The sequence below is a fragment of the Pseudomonas sp. MF08875 genome (assembly GCF_059862525.1).
This window is the reverse complement of sequence record NZ_JCBCUW010000043.1, coordinates 24,944-49,232: the sequence shown is the minus strand read 5'-3', so window position 1 is coordinate 49,232 and position 24,289 is coordinate 24,944. Positions and strand designations below refer to the sequence as shown.

The 24,289-nt window shown below is 61.7% G+C and carries 25 protein-coding genes; 5 read left to right on the top strand and 20 right to left on the bottom strand.

What is annotated here, in order from left to right:
• Nucleotides 1-315: 315 nt before the first annotated feature.
• Nucleotides 316-2,307: a peptidase U32 family protein gene (locus tag AC19YT_RS21965; RefSeq protein WP_500611008.1), complete on the bottom strand. Its 1,992-nt coding sequence runs from the start codon at nt 2,305-2,307 to the stop codon at nt 316-318.
• 88 nt (nt 2,308-2,395) lie between these two features.
• Nucleotides 2,396-3,253: a LysR substrate-binding domain-containing protein gene (locus AC19YT_RS21960; protein ID WP_500611007.1), complete on the bottom strand. Its 858-nt coding sequence runs from the start codon at nt 3,251-3,253 to the stop codon at nt 2,396-2,398.
• Nucleotides 3,254-3,362: 109 nt separating this feature from the next.
• On the opposite strand from AC19YT_RS21960, the gene AC19YT_RS21955 reads away from it, so the two are divergent.
• The 4 genes from AC19YT_RS21955 to psrA all read left to right on the top strand — a co-directional run bounded on the left by AC19YT_RS21955 (nt 3,363) and on the right by psrA (nt 7,063).
• Nucleotides 3,363-4,232: a phosphate/phosphite/phosphonate ABC transporter substrate-binding protein gene (locus AC19YT_RS21955; RefSeq protein ID WP_500598095.1), complete on the top strand. Its 870-nt coding sequence runs from the start codon at nt 3,363-3,365 to the stop codon at nt 4,230-4,232.
• Entirely contained in the window at nt 4,229-5,005 is a 777-nt protein-coding gene (gene phnC, locus AC19YT_RS21950) for a phosphonate ABC transporter ATP-binding protein (RefSeq protein WP_500598097.1), read from the top strand. Before AC19YT_RS21955 ends, phnC begins: the two co-directional genes overlap by 4 nt.
• Nucleotides 5,006-5,015: 10 nt before the next feature.
• Nucleotides 5,016-5,834: a phosphonate ABC transporter, permease protein PhnE gene (gene phnE, locus AC19YT_RS21945; RefSeq protein WP_500611006.1), complete on the top strand. Its 819-nt coding sequence runs from the start codon at nt 5,016-5,018 to the stop codon at nt 5,832-5,834.
• A gap of 116 nt (nt 5,835-5,950) precedes the next feature.
• Nucleotides 5,951-7,063, top strand: coding sequence for an iron-containing alcohol dehydrogenase PsrA (gene psrA / locus AC19YT_RS21940; RefSeq protein WP_500611005.1), 1,113 nt, complete (start codon nt 5,951-5,953; stop codon nt 7,061-7,063).
• 7 nt (nt 7,064-7,070) lie between these two features.
• Here the strand turns inward: psrA and AC19YT_RS21935 are convergent, their stop codons facing one another.
• From AC19YT_RS21935 to AC19YT_RS21925, 3 genes are all read right to left on the bottom strand, one after another.
• Entirely contained in the window at nt 7,071-7,379 is a 309-nt protein-coding gene (locus tag AC19YT_RS21935; protein ID WP_500611004.1) for a putative quinol monooxygenase, read from the bottom strand.
• Nucleotides 7,380-7,905: 526 nt separating this feature from the next.
• The gene (gene umuC / locus AC19YT_RS21930; protein WP_500611003.1) at nt 7,906-9,183 is read right to left on the bottom strand and encodes a translesion error-prone DNA polymerase V subunit UmuC; all 1,278 of its coding nucleotides are present in this window, start codon (nt 9,181-9,183) and stop codon (nt 7,906-7,908) included.
• Complete coding sequence (locus AC19YT_RS21925; protein ID WP_500611002.1) at nt 9,176-9,601, bottom strand: LexA family protein; 426 nt, start codon at nt 9,599-9,601, stop codon at nt 9,176-9,178. The genes umuC and AC19YT_RS21925 overlap by 8 nt, the downstream gene beginning before the upstream one ends.
• A 98-nt stretch (nt 9,602-9,699) precedes the next feature.
• Between AC19YT_RS21925 and AC19YT_RS21920 the strand changes: the two genes are divergently transcribed.
• Nucleotides 9,700-10,413, top strand: coding sequence for an SOS response-associated peptidase (locus AC19YT_RS21920; RefSeq protein ID WP_500611001.1), 714 nt, complete (start codon nt 9,700-9,702; stop codon nt 10,411-10,413).
• A 4-nt stretch (nt 10,414-10,417) separates the two neighbouring features.
• On the opposite strand, the gene AC19YT_RS21915 is transcribed toward AC19YT_RS21920, so the two are convergent.
• The 15 genes from AC19YT_RS21915 to AC19YT_RS21845 all read right to left on the bottom strand — a co-directional run bounded on the left by AC19YT_RS21915 (nt 10,418) and on the right by AC19YT_RS21845 (nt 24,289).
• The gene (locus AC19YT_RS21915) at nt 10,418-10,687 is read right to left on the bottom strand and encodes a hypothetical protein (protein WP_500611000.1); all 270 of its coding nucleotides are present in this window, start codon (nt 10,685-10,687) and stop codon (nt 10,418-10,420) included.
• Nucleotides 10,687-11,481 (bottom strand): DNA adenine methylase, encoded by a 795-nt coding sequence (locus tag AC19YT_RS21910; protein WP_500610999.1) that lies wholly within the window; start codon nt 11,479-11,481, stop codon nt 10,687-10,689. Before AC19YT_RS21910 ends, AC19YT_RS21915 begins: the two co-directional genes overlap by 1 nt.
• Nucleotides 11,482-11,631: 150 nt before the next feature.
• Complete coding sequence (locus AC19YT_RS21905) at nt 11,632-12,153, bottom strand: lysis system spanin subunit (protein WP_500610998.1); 522 nt, start codon at nt 12,151-12,153, stop codon at nt 11,632-11,634.
• Nucleotides 12,150-12,701 (bottom strand): glycoside hydrolase family 19 protein, encoded by a 552-nt coding sequence (locus AC19YT_RS21900; RefSeq protein ID WP_500610997.1) that lies wholly within the window; start codon nt 12,699-12,701, stop codon nt 12,150-12,152. Before AC19YT_RS21900 ends, AC19YT_RS21905 begins: the two co-directional genes overlap by 4 nt.
• 25 nt (nt 12,702-12,726) lie before the next feature.
• Nucleotides 12,727-13,773 carry a phage late control D family protein gene (locus AC19YT_RS21895; protein WP_500610996.1) on the bottom strand — a complete coding sequence of 349 codons (1,047 nt, stop codon included), beginning with the start codon at nt 13,771-13,773 and terminating at the stop codon, nt 12,727-12,729.
• Between the two features lie 63 nt (nt 13,774-13,836).
• Nucleotides 13,837-14,043, bottom strand: coding sequence for a tail protein X (locus AC19YT_RS21890; protein ID WP_500610995.1), 207 nt, complete (start codon nt 14,041-14,043; stop codon nt 13,837-13,839).
• Nucleotides 14,018-14,863, bottom strand: coding sequence for a phage tail protein (locus AC19YT_RS21885; RefSeq protein ID WP_500610994.1), 846 nt, complete (start codon nt 14,861-14,863; stop codon nt 14,018-14,020). The genes AC19YT_RS21890 and AC19YT_RS21885 overlap by 26 nt, the downstream gene beginning before the upstream one ends.
• 12 nt (nt 14,864-14,875) lie before the next feature.
• Nucleotides 14,876-17,584 (bottom strand): phage tail tape measure protein, encoded by a 2,709-nt coding sequence (locus AC19YT_RS21880; RefSeq protein ID WP_500610993.1) that lies wholly within the window; start codon nt 17,582-17,584, stop codon nt 14,876-14,878.
• 147 nt (nt 17,585-17,731) lie between these two features.
• Nucleotides 17,732-18,043, bottom strand: a complete 312-nt coding sequence (locus AC19YT_RS21875) for a phage tail assembly protein (RefSeq protein WP_500610992.1) — start codon at nt 18,041-18,043, stop codon at nt 17,732-17,734.
• Nucleotides 18,044-18,055: 12 nt separating this feature from the next.
• A complete protein-coding gene (locus tag AC19YT_RS21870) occupies nt 18,056-18,559 on the bottom strand; it encodes a phage major tail tube protein (RefSeq protein ID WP_500610991.1) in 504 nt (167 codons plus the stop codon).
• Nucleotides 18,560-18,571: 12 nt separating this feature from the next.
• Entirely contained in the window at nt 18,572-19,741 is a 1,170-nt protein-coding gene (locus AC19YT_RS21865) for a phage tail sheath subtilisin-like domain-containing protein (RefSeq protein WP_500610990.1), read from the bottom strand.
• 75 nt (nt 19,742-19,816) lie between these two features.
• Nucleotides 19,817-20,440, bottom strand: a complete 624-nt coding sequence (locus tag AC19YT_RS21860; RefSeq protein WP_500610989.1) for a hypothetical protein — start codon at nt 20,438-20,440, stop codon at nt 19,817-19,819.
• 32 nt (nt 20,441-20,472) lie between these two features.
• Nucleotides 20,473-21,027, bottom strand: a complete 555-nt coding sequence (locus AC19YT_RS21855) for a phage tail assembly chaperone (RefSeq protein ID WP_500610988.1) — start codon at nt 21,025-21,027, stop codon at nt 20,473-20,475.
• Between the two features lie 24 nt (nt 21,028-21,051).
• Nucleotides 21,052-23,685: a phage tail protein gene (locus tag AC19YT_RS21850; protein ID WP_500610987.1), complete on the bottom strand. Its 2,634-nt coding sequence runs from the start codon at nt 23,683-23,685 to the stop codon at nt 21,052-21,054.
• On the bottom strand, nt 23,678-24,289 hold the full coding sequence (locus AC19YT_RS21845; protein WP_500610986.1) for a phage tail protein I: 612 nt from the start codon (nt 24,287-24,289) through the stop codon (nt 23,678-23,680). The genes AC19YT_RS21850 and AC19YT_RS21845 overlap by 8 nt, the downstream gene beginning before the upstream one ends.

The following is a 24,289-nucleotide window of genomic DNA, read 5'->3' as shown; positions in this document are numbered from 1 at the left end:
CAAACGCTTCGACTTCAAATGCCCGATCGAGGTGATGGGCGAAGTGATGCAAGAAGCCGTGGTGATGCGGCATGATGCTCCCGCTTCAATTCAATAACCGTGTTGCACTCAGATCCTGCAACCGCCACCCCTGTGGGAGCAACTGGCTTACCTCTACCATTCGTCACCGCGACTCAGTGCCGCCATCGCGAGCAGGCTCGCTCCCCCAGAGGAAAATGAAAATCCAGCCCACACCACAATTCACTTGTGGGAGCGGGCCTTGCCCGCGATGACGGCGGTACAGACAACCTCTGTGTACCGCCGTCAGCGTGAGGCTCAGTGCGGCGAGCGGAAGATCACGTCATCCGGATTGAAGTGACCCACCACTTGCTGCACGCCGCTGCCCGGCAGCGGCAGGTCGAGGATGTGGCCCTTGATCTTGCCCATCACGTGCATTTCGCAGGGTTTGCAGTCGAACTTCAGGGTCAGCACTTCATCGCCGTGCACCAACTGCATCGGCGCCACTTTGGTGCGCACCCCGGTGACACCCTTGGCCTGTTTGGGGCACAGGTTGAAGGAGAAACGCAGGCAGTGTTTGGTAATCATCACCGGCACTTCGCCGGTTTCCTCATGGGCCTCGAACGCCGCGTCGATCAACTTGACCCCGTGGCGGTGGTAGAACTCACGGGCCTTGTGGTTGTAGACGTTGGCCAGGAACGACAGGTGCGATTCCGGGTAAACCGGCGCCGGCGTGCTCTCGGCCTTGCGGCCACCGCGCGGGTGGGCCTGGACGCGTGCGGCGCTCAGGGCCTCGATCGCTTCGCGGCGCAAGGCCTTGAGCTGGGAGTTGGGGATGAAGAACGCCTGTGGCGCGTCGAGGCGGATGGCGGTGGCGTGGTATTCGGTGGTGCCCAGTTGGCCCAGCAGGTCGTGGAGTTGCTCCAGGGCCTGTTCCGGCTTGTTGGCCACGCCGAAGGGGCCATGCAGGGCGGCGCTGGCGCTGATGCCCTCCTCGCTGGTGGCAATCAGCTGCAGGCTGTCCTCGCGCAAACGGGCACTCCAGGCTATACCGATGCGGCGCTCGGCGGAGGTCTTGAGCAAGGCCTGCTGCCAGTTGTGGTCCAGGTTGCGGTTAAGCGGGTGGCTGGGCCGCAAGCGGTGCAGGCCCTCGGGCATTTCGTTGGGCTCGACGCGGTAGCGATAGCGCTTCTGGCCTTCTTCCTCGAACTCGCCTTTAGGTTCGGCGATATTGGCGCGAAAACCCACGACTTCACGCTTGACCAGCACATTCAGGCCGTCGCCGTTGGACAGAGGCTCAGAGGTCACCACCTGCATATCACGCTTGCCGACCTTCTCCACCACACCCACCGGCAGCCCGGTGAACGTGGGCGAATCGAAGGCGCCAATGTCGATCTTGCGCTCGCTGACGAAGTAATCGGTGCTGCCACGGTGGAAGGTCTTTTCCGGGTCCGGCAGGAAAAAGTGCACGGTGCGGCCGCTGGACGCCCGCGCCAGGTCCGGGCGGTCTTCGAGAATGCCGTCCAGGCGTTGGCGGTAGTAGGCGGTGATGTTTTTCACATAGCCCATGTCCTTGTAGCGCCCCTCGATCTTGAACGAGCGCACGCCAGCCTCCACCAACTCGCGCAGGTTGGCGCTCTGGTTGTTGTCTTTCATCGACAACAGGTGCTTTTCAAACGCCACCACCCGGCCCTGGTCGTCCTTGAGGGTGTAGGGCAAGCGGCAGGCCTGGGAGCAGTCGCCACGGTTGGCGCTGCGGCCATTCTGTGCGTGGGAAATATTGCACTGCCCGGAAAACGCCACGCACAGCGCGCCGTGGATGAAGAACTCGATCGCCGCGTCAGTCTCTTCGGCGATGGCGCGGATCTCTTGCAAATTGAGCTCGCGGGCCAGCACCAATTGGGAGAAGCCGGCCTGATCGAGGAACTTCGCCCGCTCCAGGGTGCGGATGTCGGTCTGGGTACTGGCATGCAGCTCGATGGGCGGGATATCCAGCTCCATCACCCCCAGGTCCTGAACGATCAACGCATCCACCCCCGCGTCGTACAACTGGTGGATCAGCTTGCGCGCTGGTTCCAATTCGTTGTCATGCAGGATGGTGTTGAGGGTGGTGAACACCCGGGCGTGGTAGCGCCGGGCGAACTCCACCAGGGCAGCGATATCGCTCACCTCGTTGCAGGCGTTGTGGCGGGCGCCAAAACTGGGGCCCCCAAGGTACACCGCGTCGGCGCCATGGAGGATGGCTTCGCGGGCGATCGCCACGTCACGGGCGGGGCTGAGCAGTTCCAGATGATGTTTGGGCAGGGACATATTTTTTTAGTCAGGCTTGTCACGGTCGAGGCGCGCATTGTAGCGGCGAAACGCCAGGGCGGCACGGTCTACCCATAGGGCAACACAATCAACCTTGGACGACCTCGAAAAACGACGACGTCAGGCGACTGGCACGACGCTCGGCCAGGCAATAGAGGTAAGTCTCGGTGTACACCGGGTCGCCCTCGAGGCGGACCATGCGGATGCGCGGGTCGGCGATAAACTCCGCCTCCGACACCGTGCCCAGGCCCATGCCTCGCACCACCGCTTCACGCAGGGCCTCACGGCTGCCGATTTCCATAGCCACCCGCGGCACCACCCCGGCAGCGGCCAAGGCCTGCTCCATCACCGCACGGGTGGTTGAACCGCGCTCGCGTTGCAGCAGGGGCTGGCCTTCCAGTTCCTGCAACGACACCTGGCCGCGCCGGGCCAGAGGGTGTTCGTGATGGACAAACAGCACCACAGCGTGGCGCGCGTAGAGCACCGAACTCAGCGCCGGATCATCATGGCGGCCGGCCAGCACCGCGATGTCGGTGGCGTAGTTTTTGAGATCCGCCAACACCTGGGCCGAGTTACCCACCCGGATCGACACCTCGATACGCGGGTAGCGCTGGCGGTAGCCATCGACCATCTCGATCACGTGGAACGGCCCCACGGCCCCCAACTTGAGCTGGCCACTGTCCAGGCGCCCCGAGTCGCGCAGCAGGTGCTGGGCCTCTAGGTCCAGCGCTTCCAGGGCCTGGGCAATGGGTAGCAACTGGCGCCCCACATCAGACAACTCGATACGCCGCCCACGACGGTGGAACAACTCCACGCCGTGCTGGTGCTCCAGGTGTTGCACCTGAGTGGTCAGCGTCGGCTGGCTCAGGCCCAGGGCACGCGCCCCGGCACTGAAACTGCCGTGACGCGCCACAGCGAGGAAGGCACGCAGCTTGGCGTTCGACATCCATAGACTCCATCAATAGTTAACCCAGCAAACCCATATTGAATTGATCCTATGACTGTCACGTGACACTCCTAGCCTGTGGTCACTGCCCACAACCTCCTGGAATGCCATGAAACCTGTCTCCCGTTTTTTGCGTGTCGTCAGCCTCGCCCTGTTGTCTCTGGGTGCGGCCAGCGTGGCGACTGCCAAGGATCAACTGACCATCGGCCTGATTCCCTCCGAGGATTCCCAGGCGATGATCGAATCCAGCAAGCAAGTGCTCAGTAGCCTGGAACAGCAACTGGGCATGCCGGTGGTGCCCTTTGTCGCCACGGATTACAACGGCATCATCGAAGCCTTACGCGCCGGCAAGCTCGACGTCGCCTACCTAGGCCCTTTCTCCTACGTGCTGGCGACCTCAGTGGCCGAGGTCGAGGCGTTCGCCGTGGCCGTGACCAAGAAAACCGGGCAAAGCGCCTACAAGAGCGTGATCCTGGCGCGCAAGGACAGTGGCATCCGTGAACTGGCCGACCTCAAGGGCCGAACCTTTGCCTTTGTGGACCCTAGCTCCGCGTCCGGGCACCTGTTTCCCAAGGCCGGGTTGGAGCAGGCCGGTTTTGTCCCTGCCGAACTGTTTTCCCGGGTGATTTTCTCTGGCTCCCATGACGCCAGCATCCTCGCCGTGGAGAACCGCAAGGTAGACGCCGCCGCCGTGGCCGACCGGATTTTCGCCAGCGCCGTGGCCAAAGGCGTGGTCAAGCAGGACGACTTCCAACAGGTGTGGAGTTCGCGGGCAATTCCCGAGTCGCCCATGGTCTGGCGCAAGGACCTGGACCCGGCCCTCAAACTCAAGGTCGCTGCTGCACTGGCAGCGATCAAGGACGTGCCGTGGGGCGACCAGGGTGTGCTCGACGGTTTCCAGCCCACCCACGATGGTGCCTATGACGTGGTTCGCGACACCGCCAAGGTGCTCGATCTCGATTTGCGGAGGATGAAATGATCCGCATCGGCCAACTGACCAAGCACTTCGGCAGCAACCCGGTGTTGCGCGGCATCGACCTGCAGGTGGATGCCGGCGAATTCGTGGTAGTGCTGGGCCAGTCCGGCGCCGGTAAGTCCACCTTGCTGCGCTGTATCAATCGCCTGGCCCGGGCCGACTCCGGCACCTTGCAGGTGGCGGGCATCGATGCGTTGGCCTGCGCCGACCCGCGCCTGCTGCGCCAACAGGTGGCAATGATCTTCCAGCACCACAACGTGGTGCCGCGCCTGAGCGTGTTGAAAAACGTACTGACCGGGCGCCTTGGCGCAGTCTCGACCCTGGCCTCGGTGCTGCATCTGTTTCGCCGCGAGGATATCGAGCTGGCCATGCAATGCCTGGCCCGGGTCGAACTGGACCACAAGGCCCACCAACGCACCGATGCGCTGTCCGGCGGGCAGATGCAGCGCGTGGGCATCGCCCGCGCCCTGGCCCAACGACCGAAGGTGATCCTCGCCGACGAACCGGTGGCCAGCCTGGACCCCAAGACGGCGCGCCTGGTGTTGCAGTACCTGCGCGATGCCAGTCGCGAACTGGGCATCACCGTGGTGTGTAACCTGCACCAGGTCGAATACGCCCGGGAGTTCGGCGACCGGATTGTCGGCCTGGCCCACGGCAGCCTGGTGTACGACGGCAGCCCCCAAGGCCTGGGCGAAGCCGATTTGCAACGCATCTATCCAGGCCAGCCTATGCAGCCTGCGGCGCCACTGCCTGCCATGACCTACTGCGCGAACTGAGGGGCTGAATATGAAACCGCACAACTATCTCTGGACCGTTGCGCTGCCCCAGGGCGCACGTGGCTGGCTGGGCACCGGCGCACTGGTGCTCGCGGTGGTGATGATCCTGCACTGGAGTGCCCGGGGCGCGCAGCTCAGCGTCGGGGAACTGGCTTCGGGCCTGCCGCAGATCGGTGACTTTCTCGCGCGCACCGTGCCACCGGACCTGAGCATCCTGCCCAGGTTGCTGGCCCCGGCGGTGGAAACCCTGCAAATCGCGATCTGGGGCACCTTGCTCGGCGTGTTGCTGGCCATTCCGCTGTCGTTCCTGGCGGCACGCAACCTGAGCCGTAATCGCCTGGTGTTCCATGCCACGCGGCAGTTTCTCAACTTCACCCGCAGCATCAACGAGTTGATCCTGGCGCTGATTTTCGTCTCCGCCGTCGGTCTTGGGCCTTTTCCCGGCGTATTGGCCCTGGCGTTGCACGGCCTGGGCATGCTCGGCAAATTTTTTGCCGAGAGCATCGAGGAAATCGACCAGGGCCCCATCGAGGCGCTCCAGGCCACCGGCGCGCGGCCCCTGCAAGTGATCGTGTTCGGCGTCTTGCCGCAAGTCATCACGGCGTGGATCGCCGTGGTGCTCTACCGTTTCGAGGTCAACCTGCGGTCGGCCACCGTGCTGGGCATGGTCGGTGCCGGCGGGCTGGGGTTTGAGCTGGTCAGCAGCCTCAAGTTGTTCAAATACCAGGAGACCGCCACCTGCATCCTCGTCATAACCGTAATGGTGATCCTCGCCGACGCGCTCTCTAGCCGGCTGCGTAACGCCATCCAGCGCGGTGGCAGCCATTGAACCGGCGTGCGCCGTTTCGGCCGGGCCGATTCAAGACTGCCAATGATCGATGTGAGCTGTTGTCGTCGGCCCCCGGCGATGGGGCCACTTGCACCAACAACAATAAAGGACCCGCCATGACCGCTCGATTCCACAACCCGGTTGATACCCGTTTCGGCTGGGGTAGCCTGCTGGAACTGGCCGACATCACCGCCCATCAACGCGTGGCCCTGGTGACCTTCCCCGAAGCCCGCGCCCTGGGCCTGGTGCAGCGCCTTGCGCAACTGCTGGGCGAACGCCTGGTGTACGTGATCGACGATGTGCAACCCAACCCGGACGTGGCGCAGTTGCGCGCCACCTATGAACGGTTCTGGCAGCAGGCGGGCGACTGCGACGTGGTCGTCGCCGTGGGCGGTGGCAGCGCCATCGATACCGCCAAAGCGCTGATTGTGGGTACCGAATCCGGTCATTTCGATGAACTGCTGGCCCTGTTGGCCAGCGGCCAGCCTTTTGTGCCGGCCCGTTGCAAAACCCTGATCGCGGTGCCCACCACCGCCGGCACCGGTAGCGAAGTAACACCCTGGGCGACCATTTGGGACGCCCGGAGCCAGAAAAAATACTCGCTGCACCTAGAGTGCACCTGGCCCCGCATCGCCATCATCGACCCGCAGTTGATGCTCACGGTGCCGGCCTCGGTCACAGTCTCCACCGGGCTCGACGCACTGTCCCACGCCCTGGAGTCGATCTGGAACGTCAACGCCAACCCAATCTCCGACACTTTTGCCGTGGCGGCCATCGAGGACATCCTCCAATGCCTGCCGTTACTACGCCATGACCTGGCCAACCAGGAACTGCGTTCGCGCATGGCCCTGGCGGCGCTCAAGGCCGGGCTGGCGTTCTCCAACACCAAAACCGCCCTGGCCCATTCCATTTCCTATGAAATGACCCTGCGCCATGGCCTGCCCCATGGCATCGCCTGTTCGTTCACCCTACCGCTGGTGCTCGGCCTGGCCTGGGGCCATGACGCGACCCGGGACCGCACCCTGCAACGGGTGTTCGGCCCGGACCTGGACCAGGCCCAGCGCCAGTTGCGTGAGTTTCTCCATGAACTGGGGGTCAAGACCGAATTCGCCGACTACGGCGTGACGGCCGCCGATTCCCAAGCCATGGTCACGTTCGCCCTACAAGGCGCGCGCGGCAAAAACTTCATCGGGCGCCTGGCCCGCAGCGAAACACCCCGGGGTGCGTGAGTTTGCGCTAGTTCGACACGGGCTCAAGGAAGATCAGTTGCAGCGGCACAGCCAGCAAGTCCTCTGCCAGGGCGGCAAAACGCTGGAAGTGGGGCATCGTAAAGTGCGCATCAAGGGCAGCCTGATTTTCGAACGCCTCACGCATATAGAAGGTGCCACGCTCATCGCGCAGCTCGAACAACACGTAGTCAAGGTTTCCCGGTTCAGCCCGTGTTGGCTCAACCAGTGCCAACAACGCCTCTCTAAGCGCCTCCTGCCGACCGGCCCTGGCCTTGAGCACGGCCAGGGATACCAGCGATTTATTGGATGAACTCATGAACACACCTCCCGCGAATCAACATTATTTGAACGATCACACGGGCATCATCCTCGTCTTCTTGCCAGGCAATAAAAACCCGCAGAATGCACCAACACTTTCAATCAAAAAATGAAAATGCTTCAGCCCATCCCAAACCGACGCTTTTAGGGCCACACAAAGATTTCGCCGCCTTGGAGCGACGTAAAGCTGGAGGAGGGAATTGCAGGGCAACGCCTGTTGCGGGAGGGAAAACCAAAAGGGCTTGCATGAGGTTTCTCATGCAAGCCCTTGATATTCATGGTGCCCGAAGCCGGAATCTAATTAAGGAACAAAACACCATTCTTTATTGACAAAAAGGCCAATTCTTAGATAAGGATGTACTAGTCGCTGTACTATTTTATTGGTGCTGGGATTATCCAATACAGAATCCGTCCTGAAATTTTACCACTTCCTCCCGGTGTCCTGCCGAACGAACACAATCCCCAAATGACACTCAAAAAACGTGACTACCCGTTCGCCCTGCCCTGCTGCAGGCAATTCGCAGTCACTTACACGAAACAGCCCAAAGCTGGTCAAGCTTCGTGGTGTAACTCTGGCTCATCATTTCCCGCCGCATCCCCCAATCAGGGTTACCCGGCACACTCGCGGATCGAAGCGTTCCCCTGCCCCAACGTTCATTGATCTGATCCAGCACGGCCATGACCCGCGTCGATTCTGCCGGCTGCGATATCGCAAACAGATCGTCGGTGTACTCTCCTGGCTGTCGAAGATCCATTAGCATCACCTCGGCTTTGCTGTAGTTGAAGCCCGGCCTAAAGATGCGATCAAGCGCACCCACTGCCGCCTTCGTCAGCAGGCGAACGTCATCAGTCGGGTAAGGCAGCTCTACCACTACCCCGTTCGCATACTTCGCCTCCTCCGGGTTGAACATCCCGGTACGGATGCAGATTCGAATCTTTTTACAAAGCGAACTCTGAGCCCTGAGCTTTTCCGATGCGCGCATCATGTAGGTGGCCACCGCCTCCTGGATTGGCGGCAGCTCTTTCAATCGCCTGCCGAACATCCGGCTACAGCAGATCTCCTGTTTCGGCGGATCGGGCTCATCCAGTTCCAGGCATGGCGTGCCAGCCAACTCTCGAGCAGTCTTCTCTATCACCACGCTGAATTTCTTACGCAGCATCCATGGGTCAGCCTTGGCCAAGTCCATCGCTGACTTGATGCCCAGGACATCGAGGTGCTGTTTCATCTTCCGACCGACACCCCATACTTCCGCAACGTCCGTATTACGCAACACCCAATCCCGCTTTGCCAGGTCGCAGATGTTGACCACGCCACCGGTTTGCGCCTGTAAACGTTTGGCCGTGTGGTTGGCTAGCTTGGCCAGGGTCTTGGTGTGGGCAATGCCGACGCCGACTGGAATGCCGGTACAGCGCAGTACCTGGGAGCGGATCTGCCTACCGAGGCCGTCCAGACCATCGATGCCAGTTAGATCGGCGAAGGCTTCATCGATGCTGTACACCTCAACAGCGGGCACCATCGCCTCGATCAGGGACATAACCCGTTCACTCATGTCGCCGTAAAGGGCATAGTTCGACGAGAACGGAACAATGCCGTGCTGCTTGAGTTTGTGTTTGATCTGGAAATACGGCTCGCCCATCTTGATGAATGGCTTCGCATCGTAGCTACGGGCGATGACACAGCCATCGTTGTTGCTCAGTACCACAATTGGTACCTTCGCCAGGTCGGGGCGAAAGACCCGCTCGCAACTGGCATAGAAGCTGTTGCAGTCGATCAACGCAAAGACCGGCTGCGGCTTAGACATGGCTGCGCACAGTACTGGTGATGACACCCCAAATTGACAGCTCATCACCCTCCATGACGTAACGTGCGGGATAGGCCGGGTTTTCCGAAAGCAGGATCACCTCGGCGCCCCTTTTGCATAGGCGCTTACAGATGGGTTCGTTGTTCAGCAGGGCGACAACAATATGCCCATGCGCCGGCTCGATGGCTCGATCAACAACCGCCAAGTCGCCCTCAAAAATACCGGCCCCCTGCATGCTGTCGCCTACTATCGAGACCAGGTAGACGTGCGGCGCTCGGATGTTCAAAACCTCGTCCAGTGAGATGTGCTGCTCAATGTGATCCGCTGCCGGCGACGGAAACCCCGCCGGAACGCGGAACGAACAAAGCGGCAGCTTGACGCCACCTTCCGCAATTGGACCTAGAATTGAATAGCTCATGACTCTGCCTTCTACAGATACTGTATTTATGTACAGTTAATTTGAAAGCGGGCTTGCGGTCAAATTTCTTGTAGGAAATTTCGACAGGCGGATTCGTTATGTGCGGACGTATTTCTCAGTACAGCGGTATTCATGACTTTGTCGCGGCACTCAGCATGCCCAATGCCCTGGCGAACTCAGTGGGTGAGTTGCCCCTGGAGCGATACAATGTGGCACCGTCCACTCAGGTAGCCCTGCTCCACGTGCAGGACGCATGCCTGCAAGCGGACATGGTGCGCTGGGGTTGGCGACCGCACTGGGCCAAAGACCGAGCCGCGCCTATCAACGCTCGCGCTGAGAAAGTTGCTCACGGGCCGTTCTTTCGGGCGGTCTGGCCACACCGCGCCATTACTCCCATCAACAACTGGTTTGAGTGGGTTGATGATGACAGCCCCAAGAAACAGCCCTATCTGATTCGTCGCCGCGATAGAGCCCCGGCCCTGTGTGCGACTATCGGTCAGTTCCCTGACGCCGACGAAGGCGCAGGTGAGCACGATGGGTTTGTCATCATTACCGCCGACAGCGCTGGGGGAATGGTCGACATACACGATCGGCGCCCGGTCGTGCTGTCGCCCGAGCTTGCCCGGGAATGGTTAGACCCGGCCACGACCAAAGAGCGTGCTGAACAGATCGTGTTGCACCAGGGCGAACCGACGGCGGCATTCGAGTGGTATCCGGTGGCCCACGCCATCGGGAATGTTCGCAACCAAGGCTCCCAACTGATCCTTCCCACGGGCAAGATCACTGGCGGCGATTACAAAGGCAACGGTTAAGGTATCAGGCCGCTGAGCGCTGCTCATGGAGGCGGGTTGCCTCTTGGAAGCCTACCCACTTGGCCTGCTGGTCCAGCCCCCGGCCGGCCAACACAATGCTGGCCAGCGCGTTCAGATCAACTTCCCCACGCGCCACTGCGGCAAGTACTTCAGAGGGGAAAACACTCATGTATTGGTCAGCCGTTTCCATCGATTTTGTCCTTCGTTTGCGTGACCACAGTAACGCTCTACCAAAATCACATAGCAAGCAGATCAGACCGGTATCCAGGATCATCAGAACAACCCTCCCAACGCCGCCGGCTCCCAGTTCATTATCACCAACTCACCACTGACCTCAGCCTTGCCCTGCCGCTGGTTGGTGCTGCTGTAGCGGATATCCACCGTCTCAAAATGAAACCCCGCAAACACCCGCCGAATGTCCGGGTGGTCGTTGATGCTGACCATCACCTTGCCTTTGCAGCGCCGCATGAAGTCGGCCATGCGTTCGTAGTTCTCGAACGGAAAGTCCACGCCATAGCCGGCCGTCTGCCAGTAAGGCGGGTCCATGTAGTGGAAGGTGTGGGGGCGGTCGTAGCGTTCGGCGCAGTCGAGCCAGGGCAGGTTTTCGACGTAGGTGCCGGACAGTCGCTGCCACGCGGCCGAGAGGTTTTCTTCGATGCGCAGCAGGTTGATGGCGGGGCCGGTGGTGGCGGTGCCGAAGGTCTGCCCGGTGACCTTGCCGGCGAAGGCATGGTGCTGCAGGTAGAAGAATCGGGCAGCGCGCTGGATGTCGGTGAGGGTTTCGGGGCGGGTCATCTTCTGCCACTCAAACACCTGGCGCGAGCTGAGCGCCCATTTGAATTGGCGCACGAACTCTTCGAGGTGGTTTTGCACGACGCGGTACAAGGTCACCAAGTCGCCGTTGATGTCGTTGAGGACTTCGACGGGCGCTGCCTGGGGCCGCATGAAGTAGAGCGCGGCACCGCCGGCAAAGACTTCGACGTAGCATTCGTGGGGTGGGAAGAGCGGAATGAGGCGGTCGGCCAGGCGGCGTTTGCCGCCCATCCAAGGGATGATAGGTGAAGACATGATAGGCAAGACCTTTACTGTATAAATAAACAGGTGCTAGGCTCGCGTCGCTTTGTGCACGAAGCGAGAGCCTTGGCTGGACTTGCAGGGACTATCTGCGGGGACGGCGGCCGGGCCGGATGTTGACGCATCCGTACCGGCCGCTCTTTTTTATTTCGCGGTTGAGACTGCTTTGGCGTAGGCCTGGCAGGCCGCCAGGGCGATCAGTCCTTGGTCGCCGTCGCCGGTGATGGCGACAATTCGTTGAGCATGCGCTGGGTCAAGTTGGGCTCGCGTTCTTCCATGAACCACGCTGCCGGTGCCGGCGGTGGCAGGCACCCCACAGCCACTAGCCTCGGCGGGGCTGTCGAGAAGGACTGACAACCTGAGATCTGCAGTAGCAAGGCGATCCCGCAGGCGCGACATATCTTTCTGTGCATGGCTGGACTCTCTGTAATGGGCGTCATCTTGAATACGAAGGCTTTCCTCAAGCGCTCGGCGCCTCCCCTGCTCGGCTTCCTGCCAATCGATCACAGACACGGCGGCCTGCTCGCGATCACGACCATAAGCCTCGGCCTGTTTAGCCAGCGCCTTGTTGTAGCTGTTGGCTTGCCAGGCCCAAGCCGCCCAGGCGCCGAGGCCGAGCCCAAGAACCAGGGCGACAGTCAAGCCGCGCAGGTTCAGGACGTTCAAAGCAGCACCTTCAACGCACGCTCATACAACGCTTCGCGGTCAGCCAAGCCGTTGGTGCCACCGTTGATGCGGCGGGTGATGGTGAGAAAGTCGCCCTTATCGGCCAGGGCATTGAGGGTCGCTCGATGCCAGAACCAACCTGCCGACATTGCCGCATACACCGGATGCTCGAGCAGCTCGGGGGTGTTAATCAGCCGGGCATCACCGAACAAGGCTTCGCTGCAGGCTTCATAGTTGGCCCGGCCGGTGATTTGAATCAGCCCCCTGCCCCGGTATTTTTGCCCGTCACCATCTACCTCGGGCGTATTGCCCAGCGCCTTGGCCAGCTTGCCGGTGTCGTACTTGGCCAGGTAAGTGTTGCCACCCAGCTCGCGCACCCACTGGAATTGCCCGGACTCATGGCCGATCTGGGCGATGAAGGCCGCGATACGCAGCCGGGTGACAATGCCGTACTTGGCCATGGCGGCGTTCAGAGCAGGAACAAAAACGCCGGCTTTAGCGCCGGCGTTGGGGAGTATCTGCAGCAGCTGCTGCGCAGTGATCGTCATGCGGGGTACCTCCAGTGATGGTGGGCTAGAGCTGCTCGATCCTGAGCGGCTTGGTCTCTTTCTTTTTCTTCTTGCCGGCGGCCTTCGCCTTGCCTTTTTTGCCGCCGTTACACTCAACCGAGGTCGTCCAGCCCGATTGGGTAAACGTCTGCTCGACCGATTCCGCCAGGTAGTCGCCATCGAGGCCGACCTTGAAGCCCTGGGCGATGATCGGGCGTTCGGCGAAAATGTCGGTGCGGCCAACCATTTCCAGCCGAACCCCAGCCGTTGAGCGGTTGAACGCGCTCAAGCGAGCCTTGGCGGCCTGTTCGGCAGCGGACTTGTTCGGGTAGATATGCCGGTCGGTGTGCACCGCTGGCAGCCCATCCGGGGCTTCGTCGTTGTCCAGGCTGACCACGGCCAACTTGCCGGTCTTCTTGTCCTGGTGCTTGGTGGCCACGGCCTTGTGGGTGTTGCGGTCGCCGAGGCGGAATTGCCAACGGCTGACGTCCTGGCGCGTGAGGGTGATAGCGCCAAACACCTTGCCGCTCGCGCTCTGGCCACCCTGGCGCGGCATGACGATCAACTTGCCGTCACCCACCTTGGCAGTGCAGTCATGTTGCTTGGCCAGGCGGGTGATGAAGTTGAAGTCGGATTCGTTGAGCTGGTCGGCCCGGGGCACTTTGGTGGACACCTGGCACACCGGCACCCAGCCGTTGCGCGTGGCCACATCGGCGACGATCTTGGACAGCGGCACGTTTTCCCAACTGCCGCTACGGGTGGTCTTGCCGCTGCCGCGCACGTCGCTGGCCTTGCCCCGGATCACGATGCTGTCCGGCGGGCCGGAGACTTCGACCTCATCCACCACATAGCGACCCATGCGCACCAGGGCGGCACCGTGGTAGCCGAGGAAGATCTCGATGCCGGCACCGCGCCGAGGCAGCCCGACAGCGCCGTCCCGGTCATCGATACGCAGCTCGAACTCGTCCGACTCCATGCCCGGTTTGTCGCGGGTTTGCAGCAGCAGGAGCCGATCATTGATAAGTGCAGTGATGTCCGCGCCATCGGCGACGATGCGAAAAGTGGGGGTCATGTTTTTCCCAAAAAGAAGGCCCGCACAGGGCGGGCCAAATACAGGTTGAAGCCACGCCCCGGATTAATCCCAGAGCATGACCCCCTCTTCCACCGGCGCCGGCAGATCCGGCAGGTGGATCAGCACGCCGGCACGGAACGGTTGCGCTTCATCGGCCAGCCCCGGGTTGGCGGCCAGTACGTTTTCGACCGTGCCGTTCAAGTGGCCGTAAAAGCCGTAGCACAGGGTGTCGAGCAGATCCCCGTCAGACGTTCTGCAGGTCATCGCCATAGCGCACAAACTCCAAGGTAAAGGCCTGTTTGCGGGGGATGCCGCCTTGCAGCAGCGCGCTCTGTTCTTCCTCGACGCTGGTCAGGCACCAACTGCCCAGCACCACGCCATAGCCGGTGGTCAGGCTCAGGGGCAGCAATTTGGCACCGAGGCTGCGCAGGGTGTCCGGCTGTTGCAGGCCGCCCTTGAAGCTGGGGAAGATCACGCCCTTGAGGGAAAGCTTTTCCTCGCCCAGGCCAATCGCCTGCTGCGCCGGCCGGCGCGACAGACGCTCCTGGGAGGCCCAGCGAAAGGCCGTTGAGCGGCGCAGTTCGTCGAAGGCTGCCGTGTCCAGGTTGAAGTAGAACGGCTGTGCCTTGGGGTCTTGCGGCTGGATAATCATCAAGTGCGGGAACGCCTTCACTGCCTCCGGTTGTGGCGTTGCCGGCGCGGCAAAGGAAGCGGTCGGGACGATGTTGGCCAGGGATGGACTGAGCTTGCCGGCGATCTTGTTGATCGCCGTCCCGGCCCGGGCAGCCTGCTCCTTGAGGACACCGATGCGCTCATCGATCTGCGCTACCGCCCGCGTGGCTTTGTTGTACGTCGCCACCACCTGGCCTACCTTGGCCTGGGCGGCATTCACCCCGCGCATCACCCGCTGGAGCTTTTCCCCCACGGCCGGCCCCACGAACGGAATCCCTTCCAGTTCGGAGGCGGCCCCTGTGATTTCGCTGATCGCGCCGTTGACCGGCCCCATCATCCCGTCCAGGTTGCGGCGCCCCGCTTCGCCGGCCGAGGCCAGGTATTTCAACCCGGACTGCAGTTGTTCCATATAGGCCATAGGCCCTCCTGTTTACGCATGGGGTTCGTCGTAGAGTTGACGGCTCGCTAGTTGCTGGGCGATGGCCCGTTGTTGCTGCTCGATGTAGGGCTGTAGCTCCCGAGCTAACTGCGCCGGGTCTTTCACATCGCCTTGCACGGTGACCTGCAACGGCGCGTGGATCTGCACACGCTGCTCGATCTTCGGTGCCTGCGGTTTCACCGGCGCAGTCAGCACCGGCCCAGCGCCCGGCGCCGGCCGGGGCTCAGGCGGTAACGCCATGGAGCGCACCACATCCCCCGGCCGGTGTTCGGCCTCGGGCAGCATGGCCTTGGCTGGGTCGAAGGCCGGGGCCAGCAGTTTGGGCACGACCGGCGGCGTCGGCACCCGGGCCAGGGATTTCTGCAACTGGGCCTGAACGTCGGCCGGCAGCATGCCTTTGGGCAGTGCCGGCACACCCGGCGGCGAGGTGGCCACCGGCGCCTGCACCACCACGGCCGGCGCGGCGATCCGTGGCGCGGCCACCGCGTTACCGGCGGGCGGCGCCACGGCCGAGGGCAAGGCCATCATCAACGGTGCAGGCGTACCAGCCTTGGACGGGTTCTTGAACGATTGCGCGATATCCCCCAGCACCGGCGGGATGTCCTTGCCGGCGTCGCGCATCATCAGCGGGCCAGCCACCGGGAGCGCCTTCGACGGCTCATCGCCGCCGAACATCGACTTACCCAGATAACCGCCCAAGGCATCGCCACCCATATTGCCGAGGTAAGCACCGATCATGCCGCCAACAATCGTGCCGATCACCGGTACCGCCGAACCAATGGCAGCCCCGGCCGCCGCACCGGCCAGGGTGCCCGCCAGGCCACCCGCCGCTTCGCCGTAGCCTTCGGCTTTCTCATCCCGGGTGGTGGCGTTGTCGTAGGTGTCTTTGGCCTTGATGCCGGCATCGATCACCGCGAACACCGCCGCGCCCTTGACGGCGTTTTTAGCCGACAGTGCCTGGCTGCTTACGCGGGCACCTTTGCCGCCCTTACCCACCTTTCCTGACTTGCCGCCGGCATCCATGCCGCCCTCCAAACCACCGCTGCCGCCCGCCGGCATATTGGTGACGATGACCCGTTGGGGAATGTTGGGGTTGCCCATCAACGTACCGCGACCGATGTTCAGCAAACCCTTGGCGATTTTCACGCTGCTGACCACCGTCTGAAACGCCACCACTGCCGCACCGGCAGCGGCCAAGCCCATCACCAGCCCCGGCGCCTTGTCCGACACCGAGCTGATGCCCCGGGCCACATAGGCCAATCCATCGGCCACCGCATCCGTCACCGGGCGCATGGCGTCGCCGATGGCGCGCATGGCTTCGTCCATGCCCTGGGCCATTTCGGCCCACTTCTGCGACGAGGTGTCCCGGCGCTCTGCCAAGTTCTTATCCAAGATTCCTGTAGCGCTGGCCGAGTCCTTTTTCAGCTTGTCGTACAGATCTTTGTTTTGCATGTACGCCGTCAAAGCTGCTTTAACCTGCATGTCTGCAAACAAATCACCCGTGCGCAGCGCCTCCTCCAAGGCGGTGATCATTTGTTTGGCTTTTTCCGGGTCGGTCTCCTTGCTGATCTTGGCCGTGGCGTCAGCCATGAGCTTGGCTTTTTTCGGATCGGTTGCCGAAATGTACCTCTGGGCCAAATCAAAGCTGGATTCCAGGGTGGATTTCTTGTTCTGCAGGCCCGTCTGCATGGATGCTTGATAGTCGATACCGACCTTTTTGTAGGCTTCGACCGTTTCGCTGGAGCCGATTTTGCCCATCCAGTTTTTCAGGTTATTGGCCGCTTCATCAGCACCACCCGCCGTCTTCATCTGCACCTGAAGCATCGAGCCCAACTGCGTCACCGCGTCCATACCGGTGATTTTCAGGCTGCCCATACTCGAGAGCAATTCGGGGAACCAACGCGCCATGTCGGCCGCTTCAAAACTACCGGCCTGCCCCTGATAAGCGATGGCTTCCAGGGCTTTTTGCATCACCGCCGGGTCGGAAATTTTCGCGTTCTGCCCGAGGGCGTTAATCATCTTGGCGGTTTCGCCGCCGTTGGCGCCCTGCCCGACCACAAACTTGGCCGCTGTCGGTGCGTATTCCAGCGCCTTGCTCAAGTCCATACCGGCACCGACCAGGGCGTTGACCACTTCGGCCACCTCGTTGCGCGCCATGCCAGAGTCTTTCGAGGTCTGGATGATGGTGCGCGACATCTGGGTTTCTTGGGGGGTGTTGGCAATCCCAGCCTTGATCGAGATGTCACGGACGATCGCGCCAAATTCGGCGCTGACCTTGGTCGGAATCGCCATCAGTGCCACACCGCCGGCAGCCTGGCCCAGGCTGCTTTTCAGGCCCTTGCGGCCTTCGTCGATTTGCTGGTGGCCCTTGACCTGCAGGTCGATGCCCCGTGCCGTTTGCCCCAGCTTTTGGTATTCCTTGTTGAGCTGGCTGATCTGCACGCCCTGTTTCTTCAGGCTGGTCAGGTTGTTTTCCAGCTTGGCCAGCAGGCCCGTGGCGCTGGCAGAGCCCGTGTCGTAGGCCTTCTGCCATTCCTTGCGCAGGCGGATGGTTTCGCCGATGGTGTTTTGCAGCACCTTGGCCCGGGTGCCGGTGGCACTGAGCTTTTGAATGCGGCTCTCGACATCCTTGAACGCCGCGCCCACGGTCGAGCTGACCGCGCCGCCGATCACCAGGCCAAGGGCTATTTTGTTGGCCATGTGCATGCCCCTCAATCATGTGGTTCAAGGGCGGCTCATTCCGTGAGCCACCACACCATTTCCGAAAACGGCATGGCCATGATCTCGGCGGCCGAGAAATTCAGCTCGACCGCCAAGCGTTTGGCCAGGGTTTTCATCAGCGAGGGACTACAGCCCGTCATCCTTAACCAGGCGAAAATAACCGGCCTGCAAGCGGTCGTAATCGAGCATCTTGATCGCCGAAAAATCCCGCTCACCGACCGACGTCAACGAGCAGAACATCGCCATCTCGCGATCTTCAGGATCACCATTGGCCGAGGCGCTCGCGGCGCGCATGTCACGCAGACACGGCGGGCGCATAAACAGCTTGTCGGTTTTCACGCCGTCCACTTCCAACGGGTACTTGAGCGTGACGGTGACGCCTTCGTCGGTGATTGCCATCCACTTGGGCACGGGCTTGGTTTGGGGTGCTTGGGTCATGGGTAGTGCTCCTTAAAGGCCCAGGTCGCGGCGGACCGAGGCGAGTTGATCGACACCGTTGATGACACGGACGCAGTTCACCGGATCGATTTCGTACATCAGGCTGCCAGCCACTTCGAGCTTGTAGTAACTGACGGCAATGGCGTACTTGAACTCGGCCGGCTCACCGGGTTTCCAGTCGCCAAAATCCAGTTCCTTGAGCATGCCGCGCAAGGTGGCGACCACACTGGTGGTGCGCGCCTTGTGCTCCTTGAAGGAGCCCCGGAACACCGCGTTGAAAGCAGATCCATCGGCCAGGCCGAAGTACTTCATGGCATCGCGGCGCACGCCCTTGGTGCTGAAGGACGCCTCCATCTTTTCCATGCCCTGGTCCATCTCGATGGCCATGTCCATGCCACCGGCGCGGTACTCATCGGTCTTGATCGCCAGTTTGGGCAGGGACAGGGTCGGCACATCGCCGGAGAAACTGACGCCATCGATGAACAGGTTCATCAGGTAGAGCGTTTGTGGAACCATGGGGTTGTCTCCTTAGACGGCTTCAATCACTTCGCCGAGGAAGTCATCAGTGACCTCGACGCGAAAGTTCGGGTTTTCAGCAGGCGGTACATCGGTAAAGCGAATGTTCCAGAACACCCGGCCCTGGGCCAGTTGGCTGGCGACGTTCAGCTCGTCGTCCGGGAACACCTCGAAATTAATCACGGCACCGAGGTTCTTCAGGTCACGCATGAAGGCGGCCAAGCCATTGGTCACGTCCGAGACATAGGTGCGGGTGATCGAGCGGTCGACCGCCCACTTGTGCCCGGCCAGGATCGCGTCCATCACCATGTCCTGCGTGCGCACCCGGGTGACGAATGCCCATTTGGGGTCGGCCGAACAGGTGCGGTTGCCCCACAGGCGGAAACCGTCATCGCGAATGATGGTGGTGATGCCCGCCTTGTTCAGCAGGTTGGCGCGGCAGGTGGGGTCGCCGTCGAGAAACTCCACGGGGCGGCCGGTACCGGTGATGCCGACGAACTCCTTGTTCGAGGGCGAGGCCCAGAAGCCGTATTCCGCATCCGTCCAGGCAAACAGCCCCGCGACCCAGGCCGAGGCCGGGGCGTCCACTGTCTCGCTAAGGCGGGTGTCCCAGGTCTTGACCCCGGGATCGGCCATGAACACGCGCTTGCTGCCAAAGTTTTCGCGGTACTCCAGGGCCGCTTCGTCGGTGGTGTTGGGGCCGTCGATAATCGCCATGGCCCGCAGCTTGCCGGCCAGGCCATCAAGCGCAGTACCGACCGCCAGGGTTGCGGAATGCTTCGGCGCGATCAGCAATCGTGGCTGGGCGTTGAACCGGCTCTTACCGTCCAGCAGCGCTTGCAGGCCGGTGCGGGTGCCATCGGCCAGCACACCGCCGATGATGGACGAGGTTTGCTGGGCGGGGTCGGCGACCTTGGCGACACCGCACGCCACGATCACCGCTTTGGCCCGAGCAAAGATCGCCTTGCAGGCGTGGGTGATGGGCGCGCCTTCGCCCCAGGCCGCCACCGCTTCGCTTTCGCGGGTAATCAGGCGCAGGTCGTTGGGCTTGGCAGTGGCCTCGCCTCCCACGTCAAAGGTGTCGCACAGGCCGATGATAGAAGACGAGGGCAGCGCGATGGGCCGCGCTCCGGTGTCGACGTTCGTCACCGTGACGCCGTGGAAAAAATCAGTTGCAGACATTTATCGATCTCCAGAAACGACAAAGCCCCGCATAAGCGAGGCCGTGGGTGGTGCGTGTGACTGAGGGAAACGCTACTACTCGGCGACCACGTCGTCTGAAGGGGCGACCTTGGCTGCCGCCTTCAGGGCCGCTAGCTCGGCCTCCTTGGCGGCTTTCTCGGCGGCCATGGCAGCGGCGATGCTGGTCAGGCTGAAGGCCTCGCCCCGCTTGTGCAGGTGCAGCACGCGGTACAGCTTCAACAGCAGCAGAAAGCCCGGCCATTGCAGCGCGTCCAGTTGCGCGAGGATCTGCGCATCCATGTGCTGACGGATAAAGCCAACCCGGTACCAGGCGTTTTCGGTGGCGATGGTTTCGTCGTATTCCGCCAGATCGCGGCCCTGATCGACCAGCGTATCGCCATCGATCACAACGCCATCAGCCTTGCCTTGGTAGAACTTCAGCGCCTTGACGCCCTCATGCACCGCCGCCATGCGCTCCAGATCAATGGGATAGGAAAGCCCCCCGGTAGCAATTGCACGCTCGATCAACGCCCGCTCTGCAGGTGTCAGGGCCAGTTCAGGCGGCGCCTGAAGTTCTTGCCCTTCCTCAGGCTCGGGCGCCACTTGCGCGGCGTTGTAGGCAGCCAGCAGCGCGTCGACGCTGGCATAACGGCCCCACAGGCCACTGATAAAAGTAAACAGGATCTGTACAACGATCATAAAGTTGCTCCCAGCGAAGTGGATTAAACGGGTTAAACCGGTTGTTCCGGCCATTCAACGCGGGCCGGAAAGCCCGCCTGTGTCTCGACCTGGCTCAACCGCACGCGGTAGATGCACCAGGCGTCATAGGCCGCTTGCTTGGCCGGCAGCGCGGCGAGCTGCTGCGCCGTCGCCAAGCTGTACGTGACCGCATCATTGAGCGTGGCCAACTCGGCCTGTAGCTCGCCGATGCGCACCGTGGCAGCGGCCGAGGCCTGCCCCACCTTGGCCTCGACCAGGGCATGCAGCATGGCGGCGGTGGGCTCCAGCACGTCGCCGAACTCACCCGCAACCGCCCGTTGGAACAGCTCGCGGCCGTGGGCCTCTGCATCGGCCGGCGAGGCGGTAAAGGGCACCTCACCAAACGTGGCCGAACCATCGTCAAACACCGCGAGCAGGTTCAGCGAGGTATGTTCCGGGTCGTTCCAGCGCGGCAGACGGGCGCTCAACACGGTCATTTGATTAAGCGGTGCGTCGCTGTAGAGGATGTCGGGCACAGCCGTTTCGACGGCTTCATTCACTTCGCCGTCAACTTCTAGTTCATTCATAGGGGTTACTCGCTACTTGTTGCGTTAGTTCACTCGCACATACAGCGTGCCGTTGGTTTTATAACCCCAACCCATGCACCGCCAGGTGCCCGTGGCAAAGCCACCACCCGATCCGGCGCTGGTATCGGCGTAGGTCAGCTGCGACCCCGCCAGCAGTTCGCCAGGGCCGACGCTGATCCCGGTGTTTTTCATAAAGGCATACGTGCCGACACCGCCCGCCGCCGCATTGGCCTGGGCGGTGATGGACTTGGCCCCGGCGTTGATATCCGACCACACCGTGCCCATGTCCACATTGTTGACCCAGGCGCGCATACCGGCCACGTCCCAGCCCAACACAATGTTGTGGCCGTTCTGAGTGACTTTGGTGCTGTCATAAACGGTGATGTTGCTTGTACCGTCGAACGGAACACCGTTGATGCTTCGCGCTGTCGCCAACTTGGTAGCAGAGCCCGCATTGCCACTGATATTGGCCAGGCCAGAAGCCAAGTTGACCACAAAGGGGCGAGCAGCACTGTAAGCGCCCAAGGGCGAGCCCGGCTCGGTCAGCATCAGGTACAAGCTGTTTCCGTCCTGCCGCCAAAACGAGCCGTAAGACCCACCCGCTATTCGATAGTTTTCGGAAACGGTACTGACGATTTGGCCGCTTACATTGCCGCCCGTGAGTGGAAGCGATGCCGCCTTGGCGCTGTCATGCAGTTCCAGCGCCGCACGCGCACTGGCGGCCGTGGTGCCCAGGGCCAGTTGATTGCCTTCGTTCCAAACGAGCTTATCGTAAACCCGCATTTCTTTCGTAGCCGACACCAGCGACAGCGCGGTACCAACACCCACGTCATACAAGCGCCAACCGGCCGATGCGACATCAGCCCAGAACGAACGGGTGGGAGTCACCCAGTGGACTTCTGGTGAGTCCTCACTGCCGTTCTGCAACATCAATCGGCTGTTGGTCGTCAAATTCCCTGTTAGCGCACCACCTGTCAGGGGTAGGGTTGCCTCTTTGGCGCTGTTATGAATCTCGAGGGCTGCTCGGGCTGTCGCAGCGGTTACACCCAGTTCAAGTTGATTTCCTTTATCCCAAACAAGACGTCCGTAAACTTTTGCACTCTTATCAACAAACGAAACATGGAACGCATCCCCTACGCCTCCCTGGTTTAGGCGCCAAGATTGCGCGGTGACATACGCACCGATTTGGTAGGTGGGTGTCTCCCAATACAATACAGGCGTAGTTTCAGTCCCGTTCTTGAAGTAAAACCGGCTGCTAGTCATAACAGGCCCAGACAGTGAGCCACCCGTCAACAGGAGAGACGCCTCCTTGGCACTATCGTGAAGTTCAAGCGCAGCACGGCCAGTTGCCGCGGTCATACCCAGCGCCAACTGGTTACCCTGATCCCACACCACCCGCCCGTATACACGGGCATTCTTGTCTATAAACGACAGCAGGAACACGTCCCCTGCCGCCCCAAGGTTCAAGTTCCAGCACGAATTACGCACATCCGCCTGGACTTGGTAGGTTGGTGTTTTCCAAACCACCCCGGGAGCGGACTCGGTGCCATTCTCCAACTGAACCTTGCTGTTGGAGAACAGCGGGCCGGTCAGGGTGCCGCCGATCAGGTCCAGCTTTAGGGTGATGGCGGCCGCCAGTTTCTTAAGGGTGTTCAGCGCGGCCGGTGCCCCATCCACCACCCCATCTACCGCCGTTTTGATCGCCGCATTCGTCTCGTTTTTGGTGAACGCATCCGTGATGCCCTGGCCGGCCAGGGTGGTCGGGTTCGACCCTCCCACCACCAACCCGCGCCGATCGATCGTTACCTGGCGGAACGTGCCGGGCATCACGCCGTTGGCCCCAGCGATCTGCTCAAACACCAGGGCCGTGGTGCCCAGCACGATGGGGCCGTTGCTGGTCAGCATCCACAGCGTATCCGCCAGGGTGGTGCCCTCTTCCACCGCCACCAACAGATTGGGCGTTACCTCGCCCGCGCTGTCCGCATCGGCGACACGTCGCCAGACACCGGCCGCCACCAGGTACAAGCCGTTGGTCTTGGCATCCGCCTGATTCTTCGCTAGCACCCGGTCATCGGCTCGCACCGCCACGCCGTCGATGGACTGCAAACCGCTGAGTACTACTGGGGCGGTGGTCGCCACCCGCACCGATTGCTTGGCATCGAGCTTGCCCAGCTCGTCCCGCAGGCGCAGGTCGACATACTCGCGGGTCGCCAACACCACCGAGGGATCGATCTTGAGCGAGATGTTCGCCGTACCATTGGTGATGATGTGCATCCGCACCACCTGGTTGCGACCCGAGCCCTGGGCCAGCAGCGGCTTGTAGCTGGGCGCGACGTTGGCCACCGCCGAGAACACGCCGTCCTTGTCTTCCAGCGCCAGTTCCCGCATCCACCAGCCACCGACATCCGGTGGCAGCACCACCTCGGCGATCAGGATATTGTCGTCGGTCGGGGACACCCGCAGGTTATTGATCGCTGCCCGGTGAACCGTATTGATCAGTTTGGTTTGCCCCGGGCTGGGCACCGGGTCGGTGCCGTTGGCATCGCCGATCAGCATCACGCTCGGTTCCCAAGGGATGCCCACCGAGTCGCAGTATGTTTTCTTGGCGGCGCCCAAGGCAGTCAGCATGCCGCCAAACAGGGTGTTTTTATCAACCATGTGGGTAAACGTCCAATTCGTCGATTAGGTAGTGGGCCACGCCGTCATAGCCTTGAATAAACACGTCCACGTCCGGGTTGAACCAGGGGTAGACATCGATGACGTCACCGTCATAAACGGCAAAACCGGCATAGGCATCGAGCTGGGTTTCGAGGACGATGTCCAAGCGCGTGAGGTGCCGGGACACGGGCTTGGCGTCGTCGATCAGGCGCTCCATTTCGGAGAACATGGCTTCGGTGATGCCGGTTTCCAGCACCCCGACCTTCAGCGCGAAAGTGCCCGGCACGCCCTCAGGCACCATCTGGTGCCACTCCAGGATCTCGATCAGGTAGCCCAACGGCTCGACCACCCGGCGCAGGGCGCCAATCGTTCCCTTGTGGGCATGGATGTAGAACGCCGAGCGAATCGCCGAACGCTTGACCTCTTCAGTCCAGCGGTGATCCCAGCGATCCACCGACCAGGCCCAGGCCAAGTGCAAGAGCAGGTGCGCCGGGCAAGTGTCCGCGTTGTAGAGGGTGCGCAAGGTCACCCGTGTTTTCTCGCTATTGGCGGCCTCAATGGCGCGCTCCAGCGGCGAGCTGTTGATCGGCAGCAAACTGCTCAT